Below are 19,556 nucleotides of genomic sequence, written 5' to 3' on the forward strand. Positions count from 1 at the left end.
GGGCGCCGGATCCGCGTCAGATGACCACGCCGAAATGCGCGAATACCCGCATCAGCCAGCGCATCTGGGCGCCGTCGCGGGTGTCGTAGTCGCGGCCGGTATATCCCCACCAGTCCCAGCATGCTTTCGGATTCAACGGCATCAGGCTTGATCGCACCTGAGGATACAGCACGACCACGCCGACGCTGTCGGCCCAGCGGTTGTAGCCGGCCTCGGCGACGAAACGCGTGCCGATCCGGTCGGCCTGCATCTCGCAGCCATGGAACGCGACGTGCAGTCCGCAGGCCTGTTCGCGACATTGCGGCGGCACGTACAGGTAACCGCGATCGGACAAGCGCGGATCGTGGTCGTCCTCGGCATAGGCTCGCTGATCGAACGCGAGCAAGTCACCCCGCGCGGTCGTGGCCGCCTCGGCCTGCGCGTCAGCCAGATGCCGGAGGATTTCACCGGCGAGATCGATGCCGCACGCCGCCATGTGGGCATCGTCGGCGACGCATTCGCCCGGCATGGCCATCGGGAAGACATGCGCGAAGTCGCGATCGTCGTCCTGCGTGACCTCGACGGTATCCGCGAGTCGCCGATACAGATCGGTCGTTGTTGCGGATACGGCAGCCGCGACCGTGCCATCGGCACGCCCGTGCACCACCAGCACGCGATCGCCTTCAAGTCCGGCCAGTGCATCGATGCGACCCGCTGCGGCACGCGCACGCACCTCGGCGGCCAGCATCGGCACGTCCGGCGACGACGTCGTCGGGTTCATGCAATCGGCCAGCGCGGTTTGCAGGTCGCCGCGCGCGCACCCGTACGGACCACCCGCGATCAGGGCCGCGCCATGGATCGAGCGCGAGAACACCAGGTGGACCTGATGCGCCATGTAAGCGCCCGACGAAATGCCCGATACGCTGATCCGGGCGGCATCGATCGGCAATGGCGGCAAAGGCGGATCCGCCTCGTCGCAGCCGCCGAGCGCGATCAGCAGCGCAGAAACAACGAACCGCGCGAGGCGCGGTCGGTGCTTGCGAAAGGTCCCCGCGCCCGCTCCGGCGGGGAGAGCATGCCGGAGGCGGGCGAGGGACAGGGCGTCGTGAAGCAAGTGGATCAGTCGAAGCTGTAGGTCGCGGCCAGCGTGTACTGACGCGGTGCGCCGTAGAAGCCGGTCAGGATGCCGAGCACCGGGATGTTGTAGCCGGTGGTGCGGTATTCCTTGTCGCCCAGGTTTGAGCCCTGCAGCGAGAACGACCACGGACCCTCGCCACGCCAGACCAGACCGGCGTTGAACAGGCTGTAGCCGGACTGCGCGATCACCTCGCTCAAATCGGTGGTCGGATAGACCTTGGACTGGTAGCTGGTGGTCGCACGCGCCATCAGTTCGCCGCCGAACGCGGGCCAGGTATAGGCCAGCGTCAGCGCGCCGGAACGCTTCGGCGCATTGGTCATGTACTGCGAGTCGGCGATATCGGTGCCGCGCGACACGAACTCGTCATAGGCCGCATCGAGCCACGCCGCGTTGCCGCTGATGCTCAGACGGTCGGTGGCGAGCCATTGCAGTTCCAGTTCCAGGCCTTGCACCGTCGCCTGGCCGGCATTGGTGAAGTCGCCGAAGAACGAATCGTCGGTGCCGTCGCCATTCGAGTCGTAGGCACTGAACACCGACAACTGGATGTCCTCGTACTTGTTGTGGAACAGCGCGGCATTGAGGAACAACGAGTCGTCGTTGAACGACTTCTTGGTGCCGATCTCGAAACTGGTCACCGACTCGTCGTCGAACGGCAGCGCCGACGCCGGTACCGCCGTGGCATTGGCGCGGATGTTGAAGCCGCCGCTCTTGAAGCCGCGGCTGATCAGGCCGTAGACGAGGGTGTCGTCATCGAGCTGCCAGTCGAGCGAAACCTTGGGCGACAGGTTCTTGAAATCGACCGAATCGGTGAAGTCCGACGGCGTCGCGATCACCGTGGTGAACTGGGCGTTCGAGAAGAACTGGTTGAGCACGTCGGCGCTCTTGGTTTCGTCGGTCCAGCGCAGGCCGGCGGTGACCGACAGCGTGTCGCTGATCGGGAACGTGCCTTCGCCGTACAGCGCGACGGACTCGGTGTCGACGGTACCGTTGGTGGTGCCGAACTGGACGTTGAAGAAGTTGTTGTACACGGTGCCGCCAGCTTCGCCATCGAACCAGAATGCGCCGAACACGCCACTCCAGTTGTCGCTGGCGTAGTTGAACTGGAATTCCTGGCTCAGCTGCTCGTCGGAATACAGCGCGCGCACGTCGGCGATCTTGTTCGGCAAGGTATCGAAGTCGATGCTGGTATCGGTGTCCGACTGGCGATAGGCGGTGACCGACTTGAACCACCAGCCATCGGCGAGGTTCCAGTTGATCGTCGCCGAGGCCCCGTCCATCGCGGTGTCGTTGACGTTGGACATGCCGTTGAGCACGTCGTAACGATCGTTCAGCGGCGGCGTGTGGGTCGGATCGGCCGGGTTGAAGGCATTCAGGCGCTGGGCGCCGCGCACGCCACCCTGATCATCCAGCCAGTCGGCGCTGAGGACGACGCTGACCGCGTCCGAAGGATAGAACCCGAGGGTGCCGCGCGCGACCAGGATTTCCTTGTCCGATACCGGCGCGCCGGTGCGACGGTTCTCGCCGAAGCCATCGCGATTCAGCGAGGCCAGCGAAATCCGGCCGACCACCGCATCGGAGCCGAGTGGCAGGTTCAGGCTGGTCTTCACGTCGAGCTGCGAATGCGAACCGACTGCGACCGAGGTGGTCGAACCGAAGTCCGGCGTCAATACCTTGGTCACGTACTTGATGGCACCGCCGATGGTGTTCTTGCCGTACAGCGTGCCCTGTGGACCGCGCAGGACTTCGACGCGATCGATGTCGATGACATCAAGCAGCGCGCCTTGCGGACGCGCGATGTACACGTCGTCGAGGTAGACGCCGACGCCCGGATCGACGCCCCAGAGCGGATCCGACTGACCCACGCCGCGGATGTACGCGGTCACGGTCGAGTTCGAACCGCGTGCGGCGTAGACGGTCAGGTTCGGCACCTGCGCATCGAGGTCACCCATGTCCTGCACGTTGAGGTTTTCCAGCGCCGTCTCGGTGAAGGCGGTCACTGCGACCGGCACTTCCTGCAAGGTCTCCTCGCGCCGGCGCGCGGTGACGGTGATCTGCTCCATGGTGGCGGTCTTGTCGGACTTGGCCTCGTCGGCGTCCTTCTTCTCGTCCTGCGCCAGGACCGGCAAGGCGGCAAACAGCGAGAACGCGATCGCCAGGGCCAGCGGTGAACGGATGTGCTTCGACATGTGGTTTCTCCCCGGCACGACATGCGCCGATCTTGGCCGCCAATGTAGAAACGGAAAGTTCACGACGCACCTGTACCTTGGTCCAGTTCGCGCCGCCGGATTCAGCGGCGCACCGCCAGACGCAGGGCGGCGAGCAGGATGGCGGTCGAGACAAGCATCCAGATCAGCGCCCACCAGGTGGCAGGCAACCAGGTCAGATCGGCCATGGTTTCAGCGTCGCTGCGCACGCCGCCCTGTCGCGACAGCGCGAACACGGTGAACAGGCTGTCGTAGCCGTCGAGGATCAATTGCAGCGCAAGCACGTCGACCAGCAGATCGCGCATCGCGAGGTTCAACTTCATCGCTGCAGCTCCCAGGGCGAACGTGATCGCCAGCGCCGCCGCGACACCGAACAGGTTGCGCACGAACAGCAGGCACAACAGGCCGAACACGACACCGAGTCCGAACAGCAGGGTGCGCGAGGACAGCAGCCGCGCGTGCAACACCAGCAGTGCGCCGCCGAAGACTGCGCTCCCGATGTAGCCGGCGCTGGCGACGATCATGCGCAGGCCGCCCGCCGAATGCGCGACCCCGGACAAATCTGGAGACACCGCGAAGCGCACAAAGTCACCGCCAGTCGCGATCGCCGCGAGTCCGTGGCTGAGCTCGTGCACGAAGGTGCCGAACACGCGGAACGGATACACCAGCCAGCCCAACCAAGGCACCTGCCAGAGGCCGATCAAGGCCAGTGCGAGGAAGGCCAGACCGAACCAACGCCGCCAGCCGCGATCGGCAATCACGTGGTCGGGGCTTGATCCGGGTCCATGGGCATCCATGTCGGCGTTGATAGCATAGGTCCCACCATGAGTCCCGCCGCCACCCCGATCGCCGAGCGCCTGAATCGCAATTGCCATTGCATCGGCACCGACATCGAGGCGCTGCGCGCGCGGATCGAGCATGACCTGTCCGCGCGTGGACTGGTGCGGCCGATCATCGAATCGCATCCGCACCTGTTCTCGACCCTGCCGGTATTCGTGGCACGCGCTCACACCGACGGCATGCAGCGCATCGTCGCCGCGATCGAGTCGGTGATTGCGTCGCAGTCCTGGCGCACGGCGGTGCTGGCCGACGCAGCACCGATCGCGCGTCACGATCCGCACGCGCTCGGCGTGTTCATGGGCTACGACTTCCACATCGGCGACCAGGGTCCGCAGCTCATCGAAATCAATACCAATGCCGGCGGCGCCTACCTGAACGCGGCGCTGGGCCAGGTGCAACGCGCCTGTTGCCCGGAAGTGCGCGACTGGGTGACGACGCCGGCCGACATGCAGTCGATCGAGCAGGGCTTCGTCGCGATGTTCGCGAATGAATGGCGCCTGGCGCGCGGCGCCCGGCCGCTGCGGCGAATCGCGATCGTCGATACCGCCCCGGCCTCGCAATACCTGTATCCCGAATTCCTGCTCGCGCAGCAGGCGTTCGAGTCACGCGGCATCGCTGCGGTGATCGCCGATCCAGCAGGGTTCGCGCTGCGCAACGGGCACCTCGAATACAACGGCGAGACGATCGATCTGGTCTACAACAGACTCACCGACTTCTACTTCGACGACCCTGCGCACGCGCTGCTGCGCGAAGCCTATGTCACCGATGCCGCGGTCTTCACGCCGCACCCGCGGGCGCATGCGTTGTATGCGAACAAGCACAACCTGGTCTTGCTGACCGATGCCGCGCTGTTGCGCCGCTGGGGTATCGACGAAGCGACCATCGCCACCCTGATCGCGGGCATTCCGCGTACCGTGCGCGTGCGCGCCGAAGACGCCGAGTCGCTGTGGGCCGATCGCAAGCACTGGTTCTTCAAGCCCGCCGGCGGTTTCGGCAGTCGTGGTGCCTATCGCGGCGACAAGCTCACGAAGAAGGTCTTCGCCGAAATCCTGGCATCGGACTACGTCGCGCAAGCGATCGCCGTTCCCGGTGAACGTCACCTCACCCCCGAACAGCCACTGAAGATCGATATCCGCAACTACGTCTACGACGGCCAGGTGCAACTCGTCGCCGCCCGTCTCTATCAGGGCCAGACCACCAACTTCCGCACCCCCGGTGGCGGCTTCGCGCCGGTCTATCACCCGCCCCGGCACGCGCCGGACTGAAGGCTGCGTCGATCGGGCGGTACCTACATTGCACCTGGATGCGTGGTCGATGCATGGATCGACGCTGCGAGGCGTGGTGTCGCTATGTGTGCCGCCGTACCGACCGGGCGACGGGTCAAGCGCACACTGTGGCCGGCGATGGGACGCGATCCCGAACGCCACCGCGCGCTCTGCCCAACTCCTTTCCTCGCACCGGAGACCAACCGATGAACGCATTCAAGACTCTGGCCTTCGTGCTGATCACGGCCGGCGTGCTCGCACTCGCTTACGGCGGCTTCACCTACACCCGTGAAACCCACGAGACCCGCGTCGGACCGATCCATCTGTCGGTCTCCGACAACGAGCGCGTGAACATCCCGGTGTGGGCCGGCGCCTTGTCCATCATCGCCGGCGTCCTGCTGCTGGTCGTGCCGCGCAAGCGTTGATCGCCTTCGCGCCACTGCGTTCGCTGGCGTACAGATCGCTGCGCATGCGGCGACTAGGGTGAACGTCCTCCGCTGCTCTCTTGCAGCCCCTGGTCGCAGCGCCGTGCGCGAGCCACCCCACACCACCGGAGATCGCCCCATGAACGCCAAGCCCCTCACCAGCGAAACCGCCCGCGCCGCCGCCAACAGCGGCCGCCAGAACCTCTCGCGCGAATTCCACGACCTCGTCGCCGACATCGAGGACTTGGTCAAGCAGACCGCATCGCTCAGCGGCGAAGAGCTCAACCTCGCGCGCGCCCGCCTCGCCGAGCTGATTGCATCCGCCAAGACCTCGGCCGAAGACATGGGCAGCGCCGTTGCCCAGCGCGCCCGCCGCTCGGCCGCGGCCACCAACGAATATGTGCACGAGCAACCGTGGAAGGCGATCGGCATCGCCGCCACCGTCGGCCTGCTGTTGGGCGTCGTGCTCGCGCGTCGCTGAGCGCCGGCCGATAGCGACTGGCAACGAGCCGCCGCGATGTCTGAACCCAAGCCCTCGAGTACCCGCGATGATTTCACGCCGGACCACGCGGCCGGGGCCATCCGGCTGCTGCGTGGCCTGAACCGGCTGCGCCGAGCCGGCGGTGCCTTGCTCACGCAGGCGTCGTTGCATGGCCAACTGGCGCGCATCGAGTGGCAGCAGGAAAAGCAGCGTCTCGGCGCGCTGCTGTTCACGCTGATCCTCGGCACCGCCAGCCTGCTCTGCGTGATGCTGTTCAGCGGACTGCTGGTGCTAGTGCTCAGCTGGGCCACGCCGTACCGGGTGGTCGCGCTGGTCGCGGTGATCATCGTCTACACGATCGCCACCCTGCTCGCGTGGCGCAAGCTATGCGCACTGGTGGCGCTCGGTGCCGACAGCTTTGCAGCGACCCGCGAGGAACTGGCATCCGATCTCGCCGAGCTCCGGAGCGCGCTGTGAACACGACGCCGAACCTGCACGACCAACGTTCGCTGCTGCGCGCACAACTGCTGCTGCAGCGCGGCCTCATCCACGAACGCCTGCATCCCGCACCAGCGCCGACGGCCGGATTTCCGCGCAGCCGCAGCATGCGCCTGCTCACGCAACATCCGCAGCTGGCGCTCGGCATCGCAGCCGCCGCAGCCACGCTGCTGGTCCGGCCACAACTGCTGAAGCACGCCTCGCTGTTACTCGGCGCCGCCCGCATCGCACGCATTGCGTTGCTCGCGCGCTGAGCGCGAGCGTTCGTTGCCGCACCGACCGCGCTCACCGTTGCCGGCAAGCTGTCGGGCATGGGTGCGAGCCGTATCGGGCGCGCCGCTCGGCGCAACAGCAACTTCCTGCAGGACATCGAAACATCATGAACCGTTTTCCTGAATTCGTCCGCGCCGCCCTGCGTCGCTTCGTAACGGTGTCGGCCCTGGCGACACTCGCGCTGCCGACGCTGGTCTGCGCGCAGCTGCCGGACCCGCTGCCGACGCCCAACATCGACCTGTGGACGAATGGCTCGGTCACGGCGATCGCGCGTGCGGCCGATGGCAGTGTCGTCTTCGGCGGCTACTTCCTCGCCGTGAACGGCGTCAAGCGGAACCATATCGCCCGCCTGCTGCCGAACGGCACGCTGGATCCGGACTGGAATCCGATGGCGAACAGCTCGATCCATGCCATCGCAATCGACAGCGATGGCGCGATCTTCGTCGGCGGCTTCTTCACCGAGATCGGCGGTCTTCCGCGCGAACGCATCGCCAAGCTGTCGGCGAGCGGCAATGGGCTCGCCGATCCCGACTGGAATCCGGGTGCGAACGCCTCGGTCGAAGCACTCGCGCTTGATGGCAAAGGCACAATTTACGTCGGCGGCACCTTCACGATGATCGCCGGCGAAGCACGCGGCCGATTGGCCAAGCTGGCCACCTCTGGACCGGCGCTGGTCGATCCACTCTGGGACCCGAATGTCGGAGGCAACGTGCTCGCACTCGCCCATGACGCCGTGGCGGATGCGCTGTTCGTATCCGGCGATTTCAGTGCGGTCTCTGCGACGCCGCGCGCTTCGCTCGCCAAGGTCGCCGCCAGCGGCCTCGGCAACGTCGCCCTCGACTGGAATCCGGGCAGCGACGGCATCGTGACCAGCCTGCAGCTTGACGGTCTCGGCAGCTTGTATGCCGGTGGCAGCTTCGGCAGTTTCGCGAGCCAGCCGCACCTGCGTCTCGCCCGCGTCGACACGATCACCGGCGTCGGCGATGCGGCATGGTCGCCATCGATCAACGGTGGCGATGTGTACTCGATCGCGCTTGATGGCAGTCACATCTACGTCGGCGGATCGTTTACCGAGGTCACCGGCGTCCTGCAGCCGCGGCTGGCGCGGGTATCGACGGTCGATGGCACCGCCGACACCAGCTTTGACCCGCAGCTGAACGCAGCGGTCCATCGCGTCGCCCGCTTCGGCAACGGCATCGTCTACCTCGGCGGCACCCAGCTCACCGACATCAATGACGAGGTCCGCCTCGGCTTCGCGCTGCTCGACGCCAGCGGCAGCGTGCTCGCCGCGATCGATGTCCTGCACCCGGGCTCGGTCTACGCGCTGACGCGCCTGCCTGGAAATGGCGGCATGCTGGTCGGCGGCAATTTCTATTTCGCCAACGCCAGTTCGCGCCGCAACCTGCTCAAGCTCGACAGCAACGGCTTGCTCGATCCGACCTGGATTCCGCGCACCGACGGCGCGGTATTCGGATTGACGCTCGATGCACCGGGCAGCGCGGTCTACGCGACCGGCGCATTCTTGAACGTCAATGGCGTGTCGCGACCGAGCCTCGCGAAGATCGCCACGGGCGATGTCGGCGCAATCGACGCCGGCTGGAATCCGGCGCCCGGCGGCGGTGTCGAGACGGTCGCCGTGGCCGCCGATGGCGCAGTCTTCGTGGGCGGTTCGTTCACACAGATCGCCGGCTTCGCGCGCGACCGCATCGCCCGGGTCTCGGCGCAGACGGCACTGCTCGATACCAGCTGGAACGCGGCCGGCGCGGACGGCCCGGTCAAGACACTCGGCATCGCCCCCGATGGCAGCCTGTTCGCGAGCGGCCCGTTCTCCACGATCAATGGCGCGGCCCGCGAAGGTTTCGCCAGGATCGACCCACTGTCCGGCGTCGTCAACGCAGCGTGGAGCGCCGATCTCGACAGCACGCGCTTCGCGCGCAGCATGGTGTTTGCGAACGATGCGATCTACATCGGCGGCGGCTTCACCACCGTGGCCGGAGTGCCGAGGACGAGTCTGGCGAAGGTCAGCATCGCGAGCCCGGCGGTCGTCGACCCGGTCTGGAATCCGCTCCCCGACGCCGAAGTCGAAGTGCTGGTGCTGGGTGCCGACGACCGCCTTTTTGTCGCGGGCGGCTTCACCATGATCGATGGACAGAACCGGCAGTACGTCGCCAAGCTGTCGACGCTCGACAGCGGCACGCTCGACAGCACCTGGGCGCCGACGATCCCTGGCTCCTATGTCGGCGCCATGGCGCTCGACGCCACCGGAAACCTGGTCATCGGCGGCTACTTCCAGCACGTCGGAACTCAGCCGCGCCAGAGCATCGCCGCATTGCCGCAGGTGGTGCCGCCGCCGATCGCGCTGTTCAGCGACAGCTTCGAATAGGACTGCGGGCGGAAACACCGCTGGTGGCGCCTGCCCGCCTGTGTGTGTTGCCGCACCGAGCGCACCGCGTCCGCCGGCCACACTCCACTTACACCAGAAGGACGTCCATGAACACCCTGCCCGATCAAGCCTCCACGGCGCTGCGGCCCCGAGCTTCGCGGCCCGGCGATGGCCTGCACCGCCTCGCGTCACTGACCCTGCTGTCTGCCCTCGGTCTCTTCGGCCCGGCGGCGGCGCAGACCGTCGACCTCGGCACCGCCGGCGGATTCGCCGTATTGGGCGCCTCGGCAGTGACCAACACCGGCCCGACGATCGTCAATGGCGACCTCGGCATCTCGCCGAACAACGCCAGCTCGGTCACCGGGTTTCCGCCCGGCATCATCAATGGCAGCACCCACTTCGCCGACGCGCTCGCGCTTTCGGCGCAGAATGACACCACCACGGCTTACAACACCCTCGCCGGGCGCGCCTGCAACGCCACCATCTCCGCCGATCTCGGTGGCAGCACGCTGGTCCCGGGCGTCTACTGCTCGGCCTCGACCATGGGTCTGACCGGCACGCTGACGCTGGACGCGCAAAACGATCCCGATGCTGTCTTCATCTTCAAGATCGGCAGCACGCTGACCACCGCCAGCGCCTCAAACGTGCAAGTCATCAACGGCGGCCAGCACTGTAATGTCTTCTGGCAGGTGGGAAGTTCGGCCACGCTCGGCACCGGCAGCAGCTTCATCGGCAACATCCTCGCGCTCGCGAGCATCACCCTGACCACCGGCAGCAGCGCCAGCGGCCATCTGCTCGCCCGCACCGGCGCGGTGACCCTCGATGATGGCCTGGTTTCAGCGTGCACGCTGGTTCCCGGCGGCGCGAATCCACCGACGATCAGCAAGTCGTTCAGTCCGGCCGCGATCAATGTCGATGGTCAGTCGACGCTGACCGTCACCTTGAGCAACGCCAACGCGACCGCGGCGACGCTGACGGCCGACCTGGTCGACCACCTGCCCGCCGGTGTGTTCGTCGCGGCGCTGCCGAACGCCGCCACCAGCTGCGATGGCGTTGGAACGCCGATCGCCGCGGCTGGCGGCAGCACTCTTGCGCTGCCCGCAGGGCGCATCATTCCGGCGAACACCAGCTGCACGGTGAGCGTCAACGTCACTTCGGCGGTGCCTGGCTCGCATCTGAACACGATTCCGACCGGCGCACTGACCACCACTGCCGGCAACAATCCCGAGCCGGCCGAAGCCACCCTGGTGGTGATTGCGCACGCGGTCACGCATCCGGTCCCGACCCTGTCTGGTGTCGGGCTCGCGTTGCTCGCGCTTCTGTCCGGACTGGTTGCAGCAGCAGCGATGCGCGCACGATGAGGCTCGAGAGGGGGCCAGTCCGCCGCCTTTCCGGACGGGATGCGCGCGCGCAGCGACCCCTCGTCATGGCGACTGCGGCCCTTGATCAACGCACGTCGTCGAGTAGGCGACTCAGTTCGTTCTTCACCACGGCGTAGCATTCGCAGACGCGCTGCTCGAGCGCCCAGCGGTCGAGGACGGCGATGTGGCCGCGGCGATAGCGGATGCAACCGGCGTCTTGCAGTCTGCCCGCGGCTTCGGTGACGCTTTCGCGGCGCACGCCGAGCATGCTGGCGACCAGGTCCTGGGTCATGATCAGGTCGGGCGAGGCGACGCGGTCCAGCGTCAGCAGCAGCCAGCGGCAGAGTTGCTGCTCGACGCTGTGGTGGCGGTTGCAGGCGGCGGTCTGCATCATCTGCGTCATCAGCGCCTGGGCGTAGCGCAGCAGCACGCGCTGCAGCAGGCTGGCGCGCTGGAACTCTTCCTTGAAGCGGCCGCGTTCCCAGCGCCAGGCCTCGCCTGCGGTCTGCACCACCGCCGAACTCGGCGTGGTATTTCCGCCCATGAACAGCGCGACGCCGAGCATGCCTTCGTTGCCGACGCCGGCGGCTTCCGCCGACGCACCGGTCGCCATCACGTAGTGCAGCGAGATGATCGCCGTCGTCGGAAAATAGGCGTACTGCAATTGTTCGCCGGGCTCGTACAGCATTTCACCGAGACGCAGCGGCACTCGCTCGAGCTGGGCCTCGATGCGCGCGAAGTCTTCCGTGGGCAGTGCCGCAAGCAGATGGTTCTGCGGGGACGTCATGGCGGCATGAAGGTTACGAACGAGGGTCGCCATGTCATTTCCGCGGCGTGCAGTCGACGCCGACGCCGCGATAGCCAATGAAGCGGCACGACTGGCTGAACATCGGTTCGCCGCTGACGCGGAAATGTTGCGTGCTGCCGTCGGCATTGCGGCGGCTGAAGCCGAAATCGATGAAGGGCTTGCGCGCGGCAATGGTTTCCCGCAGCAACTTGCGTTCGGCTTCGTCCCAGCCCGGAACTTCGTGCGTCCCGGACTCGCCGGCGAGCGCGTCGACGCGGATGCCAAGCATCTCCAGCACCGGGCCGGAGACCCTGGTGAAGTTGTCGTTCTCGTCTTGCTCCCAATACCAGTCGGAGGCGAGTTCGGTCAGGCTGCGATATCGCGCCTCGCTCTCGCGCAGCTCGGCGGTACGCTCGTCGACGGCCTGCTCCAGATCGCGGCTGTAGTTCTCGAGCTTGCGATACAACAGCCGCACCTCGAGCATGTTGCGGATGCGCGTCTTCACCTCGACCAGGTCGAACGGCTTGCTGATGAAGTCCTTGGCCCCGACCTGCAACGCCCGCAACTTGTGGCCAGGCTGCGCGGTCAGCACGATCACCGGCAGGTAGGCGTCGCGGGCATTGGTCTTCAGGCCCTCCATCACCTGGAAACCGTCCATGCCCGGCATTTGCAGATCGAGCAGGATCAGGTCATAGGGGTTGCGGCGGTGCAGCGCGCAGACCTCGCCAGAATTCTGCGTCGATGCCAGGTTGCGGTAGCCGGCCTCGCCGAGCAACTGCTGCAGCAGTTGCACATTCGTTTGCTGGTCATCGACGATCAGGATGCGGGCGTCGAGGATCTCGGATTCGTCGAGTTTCATGTCGGTTCCCTGGGCTGGCGGTGGTTGCGCCGGGCCTGCGCGAGTTTCAGCGCGAGATCCAGCGTCTCCATGAATTCCTTGACCTTGATCGGCTTGGTCAGATAGCGGAAGAATCCGGCCTGGAGGCCGTGCTCGATGTCGCTTGGCATGGCATTGGCGCTCAGCGCCACGACCGGAATGCTTGCGGTGTTCGGGTCTTCGGCGAGGCGCGCCAGCGCCGCGATGCCGCTGATGCCAGGCAAGTTGATATCCATCAGGATCACGTCCGGACGCTCCGCACGCGCGAGCTCGACACCGCGATGGCCGTCGGTGGCACTGAGCATGCGCAGGTCCGGCCGGCGCGAGATCAGGTCTTCGACCAGCATCAGATTCGCCGGGTTGTCCTCGACATAGAGCAGGGTGCGCAAGGGCGCACCGCTCGCGACCCGCAGCGAGGCCAGTTCGCCGCCCGCGACGCCCGGTTCATCCTGCAGTTCGTCGGTCAGGTTCAGTTCGATCCAGAACACGCTGCCCTGGCCCGGCGTGCTCTCGACGCCGATCACGCCGCCCATCATGTCGACCAGTCGCTTGCTCACGACCAGGCCGATGCCGGTGCCCTCCTCGCCGCTATTTTCCTTGCCGAGCCGATTGAACGGCTGGAACAGCTGAGCCTGCTGTTCCGGCGTCAGTCCTTCCCCGGCATCCTCGATGCAGATGCGCAAGCGCTTCGATGCACTGGGCTCGCAAGTGACGACGACGCTTCCGCCCGGACGGTTGTACTTGATCGCATTCGACAGCAGGTTGATCAGCACCTGCTTGACGCGGGTGCGGTCGGCCATCACGCGACAGGCCATGTCCAGCTTCGGAAACGCCAGGCCGATGCCGTTGGCGCGCGCCTGTGGCTGGATCATGCTCTGACACTCGCGCATCACGTCGACCAGCGCGATCGGTTCCATCGATAGCGTCAACTTGCCCGATTCGACTTGGGCGAGATCGAGGATCTCGTTGATCAGATCCAGCAGATACCAGCCGGCCCGCAGGATCTGATCGATGCTGCGCTTCTGTGCCGGAGTCGGTGGCGGCGTGCCCGAATCGATCAACTGGGCAAAGCCGAGGATCGCACCGAGTGGCGTTCGCAACTCGTGGCTCATGCTCGAAAGGAAGTCGGACTTCGCGAGATTCGCTTTCCTTGCTGCCGTCATCGCCATCTGCAGTTCGGCATCGATCCGGTGCCGCACGGAGTTGTCGCTGCCGATCAGCAGGTAACCGATGACCTTGCCCTGATCGTCGCGCAGCGCGGTGATCGAAATGACTGCCGGGAAGCGCGTGCCGTTCTTGCATACATAGGTCAACTCGTACACGTCCTCGATGCCGCGCGAGGCCTTGTAGGCAAGCGCCTCGAAGCCTGGTGCAATCGCCGTTGCCAGTTCCGCGCTCAAGGCCAAGGCACGCGCGCGAACCTCCTCGCCATCGTGCATGTCGCTCGGGCTGATCTTGTTCACGACTTCGGCCGAAGAGTAACCAAGCATGCGCTCGGCACCGGCATTGAACAGCTGGATGATGCCGCGCTCGTCGGTAGCGATGATCGAGAAACTGGCGCTGGTCAGGATCGCGTTCTGCAGCATGCCGGCCTTGACCAGCACTTCCTGGCGGCGCAGTTCGGCGGAGTTTACGGCGGGATCGGCGGGCACGCTGGCGGGTCTCGATCTGCTCATGTGCGATTCCACGAAGCTATGGCGATGGTGCAGGTTGCGCCGGAACAGCCGTCGGGCAGCCACGCTCCGCTCATTCGCATTTCGCGAGGTGGCCCCGACCCGCATCCGGGCGACGAGCCGCATCATCGACACAGCGCCGACCTGAGTCGGTGCGGCAGGACTCATAGCACGGATCGACACGGTGCGTGCGACGGCCGTCGATACGAACCGAGTCCCGACTCAACGTCCTGCGTACGCTGACGCACCGACGTTGTACGCCGGCGCCGACAGCATCAACGGCATGGGCGCGGCATGCTCCACGCGCCATCCCTTCCCGATACCGAGGCAAGCACCCCGTGAACGCCGACCAGCCCACCGCGACCGCGAGCGAACACGACTGGGGCACGCGCATGCATGTGCGCACGCTGGTGCTGACCTTGATGACCGCCCTCGGCCTCTACCTTTGCTACCGGATGTCGTTGCCGTTTCTGGCGGCGCTGGCCTGGGCGCTCGCGCTGGCGGTGCTGTTCACGCCCTTGCAAGCCTGGCTGGAGCGGAAAATGGAGCGCAGCCTGGCCGCACTCGGCGCGGTGCTGCTGATTGCATTGATCGTGGTCGTGCCGGCGGTGCTGGTCGGCCAGCAACTGGTGCAGCAGGCGGCGCAAGGCGCGACCCTGGTCGAAACCCGGATGGCCACCGGCGAGTGGCGGCGCGTCCTCGCGACCCAGCCGCGTCTGGCCCCGCTGGCCGAACGAATCGAACAACAGCTGGACCTGCCCGGCGCCGCGAAGGACATCGCCAGCTGGCTCAGCTCACTGGCCGGAACCCTGCTCAAGGGCTCGGTGGTCCAGTTGCTCGGCATTTGCCTGACCTTCTATCTGCTGTTTTTCTTCCTGCGCGATCGCGCCCTGGTGCTGCATGCAATACGCGCGCTGTCGCCATTGCGCGAGGCCGAGTCCGATGCACTGTTCGCGCGTGTCGGCGACACCATTCACGCGACCGTATACGGCACCCTCGCGGTGTCTGCGGTGCAGGGACTGCTCGGTGGCCTGATGTTCTGGTGGCTGGGGCTGTCCGCGCCCCTGCTCTGGGGTCTCGTGATGGCGGCGCTCGCGGTGTTGCCGGTGCTGGGTGCGTTCGTGGTGTGGTTGCCGGCAGCGTTGTTCCTGCTGCTGGCCGGCAGTTGGGTCAAGGCCTTGATCCTGACCCTGTGGGGTGTGCTGGTGATCGGCACGATCGACAATCTGCTGCGGCCGATCCTGGTCGGCAACCGCCTCAAGCTGCATACGATCCTTGCCTTCCTGTCCGTGATCGGCGGGATCGTGCTGTTCGGTCCCGCCGGCCTGATTCTCGGGCCGGTCACCCTGACCATCACCACCGAACTGCTCGCCATCTGGGCGACGCGCGCACGTACCGAGAACGGATCGACGACCGCAAACGAGGCATGATCCAGATCTGCAACCGGCCCGCCACGACCACCACGGATGCCCACCACCAGCCCGCTTGACCAGGCAACGCGGCGCTTCGGCGCAGTCATCGCCGCGGCTGCACGGCGTTTCCTCGACATCGATGGCACGCAATGGGCAGCGGCGTTCGCGCATTTCACGTTCTTCGCGCTGTTTCCCCTGATCGTGCTGTCGGTGTCGGTCGCGTCCGCATTTGTCGACCGCGGCGCGGCCGGCGGCGAGATCATCGCCTACGTCGAAACTTTCATTCCGATCGATGGCGCCAACCGCAGCTACATCTTCGACACGGTTTCCGGCGTCATTGCGGCGCGCGGGGAGGCGAGTCTGTTCGCGCTGATCATGCTCGCCTGGGCCGCCCTCGGGTTCTTCTCCACGCTGATCCGCGCGACCAACCGCGCCTGGGGCGTGGACGCGCACAACTGGTGGCAGCAGCCGCTGGCGAGTCTCGCTTTCCTCGCCATCATGGTGGTCGCCGTGTTGCTCAGCATCGCCGTGCCGATCTCGGCGCGGATGGCGCGGTCCTGGCTGGCACCGACCCGCGATTTCGCCGACTGGGTGTACGCGCTTGCCCATTCGCTGGTCCCGATGCTGGTCGTGTTCATCGCATTGAGCCTGTTCTACCGACTGGCGCCACGGCGGCAAACGCGCCTTGCCGAAGTATGGTTCGCGGCCGTGTGCGCGACCCTGTTGCTGCAGGTGTCGGATCGTCTGTTCGTCGTCTACCTGCAACACGTCGTTTTCCTGAACGCGGTCTACGGCACGTTCGGCGGCATCATCGCGCTGCTGCTGTGGATCTATGTCGCCGGCTGCATCTTCGTGTTTGGCGCCTGCCTGTGCGCGGAGCAGGCGCGACTGCGTCAGGCAACCGCGCTTACAGATGCGCCGATCGACAGCGACTGACCGCAAGGATGTCGATGGCAGTCCAGAACGCGGCCACCCGTTGATGACGGTGGCTCGACCGAAGCCCATTGGCACCGGACCGATGAGCACCTCATATCGGCGCCGCGTCGCGACCACGACGACCCGCTAAGCGCTGCAGCGCACCGACGCCCGCTGCGCTTCGCGTCATCGTGCCTGACCGATCCACCCCGACGCCACGCAATCCCGCGCGGGCACCGGGTTCAACACCAGACCCATGGAGCACGACACATGAACATGCCAAGCAGCGACGAAATCAAGGGCAAGTGGAAACAGCAGATGGGCGCCGCGAAGATCGCCTGGGGCAAGTTGACCGACGACGAATTGCTGCAGGCCGAAGGCCATCAGCAGAAGCTGACCGGTCTGGTCCAGGAACGCTACGCAATTACCCGCGACGAAGCGGAACAGCAAGTCACGAAGTTCTTCGAAAGCAACAAGGCCTGAGCCCATGGCGACCGTCGCGCATCGATGCGGCGGTCACCTTCTGGCCTCAAGCGGACGCGCGCTGCGTACGCCAACGCACCGACCGCGGCACTGCCGCTGCCTAGCATCGGTTGCGGATCGCAGAGCATGCGCTCCGAGCAACGGGAACCGCAGCACGGCGCATCGACGCCGCGCGGTAGGAACCCAACCAGCCAACGATTGAGATGGAGTACCCCATGAACACGAACATCCGCAAGTCTTTCCTGATCCTGCTGGTCGCCGGCTTCGCCGTCAGCGTTGGCGCCTGCAAGACCATGCATGGCATCGGCGAAGACACCGAAATCGTCGGCGAGAAGATCCAGAAGGAAGCTGACCAGCACACCAAGGACGACGACAACCAGGACAACCGCGCGCACGACCGGTCGTAAAGCGTCCGAAGGCGATGACCACCCTGTGTCTATGCGACTTCGTCGACGTGGCCGCGGATCGGAAACTTCCGTTGTTGCCGGCTGCGCTGGCCGCACCACAGACTCAAGGCACCGAAACCTTGGTCGCTGCGGGCATCGCCCCGCAGCTGCTGCCGCGCAACGCGCCAACCCACACATCCCAGGAATGCCACCGATGAAGCTGATCCAACTGATCCCGACCGCAGCGATTGCCGCACTCGCCTTGGCCGGCTGCCAGGAAACTGCGTCCGACACCGCCCAGGACGTCGACAAAGCCCGTGAAGAATCCGCCGAAGACGTGGGTGCCGCGTTCGATGAAGCGAACAAGGACGTGGCCGCAGCAAATGCCGATGTCGCCTCGGCCCGGCAGACCTATGCCGCCAACACCATCGACGCGCGCAAGAAACTGACCGCGGCCGAGGCCGAAGCGATGGTCACATCGGCGCAGGCCGAATTCGATGTCGCCAGCACCCAGGCCGACGGACGCCACAACATCGCCAGGGAAAAATGCGATGCGCTCGCCGGTGTCGACAAGGACGCCTGCCTGAGCACCGCGAAGGCCGCTTTCGCCGACGAACAGGCTGCTATCACCGCGACTCGCGACGCCGCGCTCGTTGCCGCCGAACACCACGACTGAAACAACCGAACTGCATCGCGACCCGAAGGTCGTGATGGCGCCAAACAGCAACGCGCCGGCTGATCAGCCGGCGCGTTGCTGTGCGAGACACGGAATCGGCAATCCAACAGATCACGATCCCGGAGCCGATCGCGTGTCATCAACCTCGGCCGGCTCGGCGAGACGCGCCGCATCGGTCTTGGCTTCGGCCTTGCGTGGCGTGTCGCCGATGGACGGCAGCCGGGTCGGCGAGTCGAGCAGCAAGTAGGGATCGATGCGGGCGCCGAGCCAGCGCATACCCAGATGCAGATGCGCACCGGTCGAGCGGCCACTGGAACCGACATTGCCCAGCGTCTGTCCACGCTTGACTTCGTCGCCGGCAGCTACTGCCAGTTCCGACAGGTGGAAATTCATGCTGATCAAGCCGCCACCGTGATTCACGAACACCGAGTGACCGGTGAAGAACTGTTCCTCGGCGAGCAGCACGGTTCCGTCGGCCACCGCCTTGACCGCACTGCCGAACGCGACCGGTGCATCGCGACCCGTATGCTGGCTCTTGCGTACGCCGTTGAACAGGCGGCGGCTGCCAAAGTCGTTTTCGCTCGCCGGGGTCGACGTGGCCGGTTGCGACAGCGGCAGTGAGAAGCGCGCCGGGGCGGTGTCTTGCTTGAACAACGCGAGTACGCGCTTGCGCTCCTCGAGATGGCGCGCAAGATCGGTGGCGGACGGATGCACGAAGCGGTCGTCGGGCAAGGTGATCTCGACTTCCGGGAACACCGACGCTTCGACGGTCAGCGAACCGAGATGCTGCTTGCCGTCCTGGTCATACAACGCGATCTCGTGCACGCCGGTCTTGGCGCGCAGATCGATCGGGTAGTAGCAGACGGCGTCGACCGCAGGATAGCGCTTGCCATGGAAGCCGCAGTCTGCGGCCGCGAGCCCGGCCCAGCGCGCGACGCCACCCTGTGACGCGACCACGTTCGGGCGCTCGGACGCACTGGCGTTGGCGAGCAACGCCAGTGCCAGCGCGGCGGCGTGCGTGCGCCTGGATGTCGGCGTGTGCGCCATGACTAGATCTTGCCGAGCAGCAACAGCACAATCAGGACCGCGACGACGAAGCCGAGGCCGCCACTTGGGCCGTAACCCCAAGACCGGCTATGGCCCCAGTTGGGCAAGGCGCCGACGAGCATCAGGATCAGGACGATCAATAACAGGGTGCCGAGTGACATGGTGGTTCTCCTTCCAGGATGGGTCGGGCCGCACGCAAGCGCGGCGGCGGACGAGGTCGGGCGGCGCTACTCGGCGCAGCCCGACGCGAATGAGCACGCTCAGTTCAAACGCATGCCGCCGGCTCCGACGATGCCGAGCACACCGATGACGATCAGATAGATCGCGACGATGTAGTTGAGCAGGCGCGGCGTCACCAGAATCAGGATGCCGGCGAGCAATGCGATGATCGGCGCGAGACCGAGTTGGATGTTCATGTTGCGCTCCTCAGTGGTTTGGCTTGCAGGTGACCTG

At 65.9% G+C, this 19,556-nt stretch carries 21 protein-coding genes; 12 read left to right on the forward strand and 9 right to left on the reverse strand.

Annotation, left to right across the window (positions count from 1 at the left end):
• Nucleotides 1-16: 16 nt before the first annotated feature.
• The 3 genes from IPP28_16225 to IPP28_16235 all read right to left on the reverse strand — a co-directional run bounded on the left by IPP28_16225 (nucleotide 17) and on the right by IPP28_16235 (nucleotide 4,118).
• Complete coding sequence (locus IPP28_16225; GenBank protein MBL0042543.1) at nucleotides 17-937, reverse strand: hypothetical protein; 921 nt, start codon at nucleotides 935-937, stop codon at nucleotides 17-19.
• A gap of 161 nt (nucleotides 938-1,098) precedes the next feature.
• Nucleotides 1,099-3,303: a TonB-dependent receptor gene (locus IPP28_16230; protein MBL0042544.1), complete on the reverse strand. Its 2,205-nt coding sequence runs from the start codon at nucleotides 3,301-3,303 to the stop codon at nucleotides 1,099-1,101.
• A gap of 101 nt (nucleotides 3,304-3,404) precedes the next feature.
• On the reverse strand, nucleotides 3,405-4,118 hold the full coding sequence (locus IPP28_16235; GenBank protein ID MBL0042545.1) for a M50 family metallopeptidase: 714 nt from the start codon (nucleotides 4,116-4,118) through the stop codon (nucleotides 3,405-3,407).
• A 27-nt stretch (nucleotides 4,119-4,145) separates the two neighbouring features.
• On the opposite strand from IPP28_16235, the gene IPP28_16240 reads away from it, so the two are divergent.
• The 7 genes from IPP28_16240 (at nucleotide 4,146) to IPP28_16270 (ending at nucleotide 10,847) form a co-directional block, all read left to right on the forward strand.
• Nucleotides 4,146-5,426, forward strand: coding sequence for a hypothetical protein (locus tag IPP28_16240; GenBank protein ID MBL0042546.1), 1,281 nt, complete (start codon nucleotides 4,146-4,148; stop codon nucleotides 5,424-5,426).
• A gap of 206 nt (nucleotides 5,427-5,632) precedes the next feature.
• Entirely contained in the window at nucleotides 5,633-5,851 is a 219-nt protein-coding gene (locus tag IPP28_16245) for a hypothetical protein (protein ID MBL0042547.1), read from the forward strand.
• 139 nt (nucleotides 5,852-5,990) lie between these two features.
• On the forward strand, nucleotides 5,991-6,332 hold the full coding sequence (locus IPP28_16250; GenBank protein MBL0042548.1) for a DUF883 domain-containing protein: 342 nt from the start codon (nucleotides 5,991-5,993) through the stop codon (nucleotides 6,330-6,332).
• A 36-nt stretch (nucleotides 6,333-6,368) separates the two neighbouring features.
• Nucleotides 6,369-6,809, forward strand: a complete 441-nt coding sequence (locus tag IPP28_16255; protein ID MBL0042549.1) for a phage holin family protein — start codon at nucleotides 6,369-6,371, stop codon at nucleotides 6,807-6,809.
• Nucleotides 6,806-7,084: a hypothetical protein gene (locus IPP28_16260; protein ID MBL0042550.1), complete on the forward strand. Its 279-nt coding sequence runs from the start codon at nucleotides 6,806-6,808 to the stop codon at nucleotides 7,082-7,084. Before IPP28_16255 ends, IPP28_16260 begins: the two co-directional genes overlap by 4 nt.
• 125 nt (nucleotides 7,085-7,209) lie before the next feature.
• Nucleotides 7,210-9,486 carry a hypothetical protein gene (locus tag IPP28_16265; GenBank protein ID MBL0042551.1) on the forward strand — a complete coding sequence of 759 codons (2,277 nt, stop codon included), beginning with the start codon at nucleotides 7,210-7,212 and terminating at the stop codon, nucleotides 9,484-9,486.
• 107 nt (nucleotides 9,487-9,593) lie between these two features.
• Nucleotides 9,594-10,847, forward strand: coding sequence for a DUF3494 domain-containing protein (locus IPP28_16270; GenBank protein MBL0042552.1), 1,254 nt, complete (start codon nucleotides 9,594-9,596; stop codon nucleotides 10,845-10,847).
• Between the two features lie 85 nt (nucleotides 10,848-10,932).
• On the opposite strand, the gene IPP28_16275 is transcribed toward IPP28_16270, so the two are convergent.
• The 3 genes from IPP28_16275 to IPP28_16285 are packed head-to-tail and all read right to left on the reverse strand — an operon-like array spanning nucleotide 10,933 to nucleotide 14,187.
• Nucleotides 10,933-11,634 (reverse strand): Crp/Fnr family transcriptional regulator, encoded by a 702-nt coding sequence (locus tag IPP28_16275; GenBank protein ID MBL0042553.1) that lies wholly within the window; start codon nucleotides 11,632-11,634, stop codon nucleotides 10,933-10,935.
• Between the two features lie 34 nt (nucleotides 11,635-11,668).
• Nucleotides 11,669-12,493 carry a response regulator gene (locus IPP28_16280; protein ID MBL0042554.1) on the reverse strand — a complete coding sequence of 275 codons (825 nt, stop codon included), beginning with the start codon at nucleotides 12,491-12,493 and terminating at the stop codon, nucleotides 11,669-11,671.
• Nucleotides 12,490-14,187, reverse strand: coding sequence for a response regulator (locus IPP28_16285; protein MBL0042555.1), 1,698 nt, complete (start codon nucleotides 14,185-14,187; stop codon nucleotides 12,490-12,492). The genes IPP28_16280 and IPP28_16285 overlap by 4 nt, the downstream gene beginning before the upstream one ends.
• A 335-nt stretch (nucleotides 14,188-14,522) precedes the next feature.
• Between IPP28_16285 and IPP28_16290 the strand changes: the two genes are divergently transcribed.
• From IPP28_16290 to IPP28_16310, 5 genes are all read left to right on the forward strand, one after another.
• Nucleotides 14,523-15,614 carry an AI-2E family transporter gene (locus IPP28_16290; protein ID MBL0042556.1) on the forward strand — a complete coding sequence of 364 codons (1,092 nt, stop codon included), beginning with the start codon at nucleotides 14,523-14,525 and terminating at the stop codon, nucleotides 15,612-15,614.
• A gap of 36 nt (nucleotides 15,615-15,650) precedes the next feature.
• On the forward strand, nucleotides 15,651-16,532 hold the full coding sequence (locus tag IPP28_16295) for a YihY/virulence factor BrkB family protein (GenBank protein MBL0042557.1): 882 nt from the start codon (nucleotides 15,651-15,653) through the stop codon (nucleotides 16,530-16,532).
• 249 nt (nucleotides 16,533-16,781) lie between these two features.
• On the forward strand, nucleotides 16,782-16,994 hold the full coding sequence (locus IPP28_16300; protein ID MBL0042558.1) for a CsbD family protein: 213 nt from the start codon (nucleotides 16,782-16,784) through the stop codon (nucleotides 16,992-16,994).
• 215 nt (nucleotides 16,995-17,209) lie between these two features.
• On the forward strand, nucleotides 17,210-17,401 hold the full coding sequence (locus tag IPP28_16305; protein MBL0042559.1) for an entericidin: 192 nt from the start codon (nucleotides 17,210-17,212) through the stop codon (nucleotides 17,399-17,401).
• Nucleotides 17,402-17,594: 193 nt separating this feature from the next.
• Nucleotides 17,595-18,056, forward strand: coding sequence for a hypothetical protein (locus tag IPP28_16310; GenBank protein MBL0042560.1), 462 nt, complete (start codon nucleotides 17,595-17,597; stop codon nucleotides 18,054-18,056).
• A gap of 111 nt (nucleotides 18,057-18,167) precedes the next feature.
• Here IPP28_16310 and IPP28_16315 read toward each other — a convergent pair whose 3' ends face one another.
• From IPP28_16315 to IPP28_16325, 3 genes are all read right to left on the reverse strand, one after another.
• Nucleotides 18,168-19,103, reverse strand: a complete 936-nt coding sequence (locus IPP28_16315; GenBank protein ID MBL0042561.1) for a M23 family metallopeptidase — start codon at nucleotides 19,101-19,103, stop codon at nucleotides 18,168-18,170.
• A gap of 2 nt (nucleotides 19,104-19,105) precedes the next feature.
• Nucleotides 19,106-19,264 (reverse strand): DUF3309 domain-containing protein, encoded by a 159-nt coding sequence (locus IPP28_16320; GenBank protein ID MBL0042562.1) that lies wholly within the window; start codon nucleotides 19,262-19,264, stop codon nucleotides 19,106-19,108.
• A gap of 99 nt (nucleotides 19,265-19,363) precedes the next feature.
• On the reverse strand, nucleotides 19,364-19,519 hold the full coding sequence (locus IPP28_16325) for a DUF3096 domain-containing protein (protein MBL0042563.1): 156 nt from the start codon (nucleotides 19,517-19,519) through the stop codon (nucleotides 19,364-19,366).
• Nucleotides 19,520-19,556: the final 37 nt, after the last annotated feature.

This window comes from Lysobacterales bacterium, assembly GCA_016721845.1.
Taxonomy (GTDB): domain Bacteria; phylum Pseudomonadota; class Gammaproteobacteria; order Xanthomonadales; family Ahniellaceae; genus JADKHK01.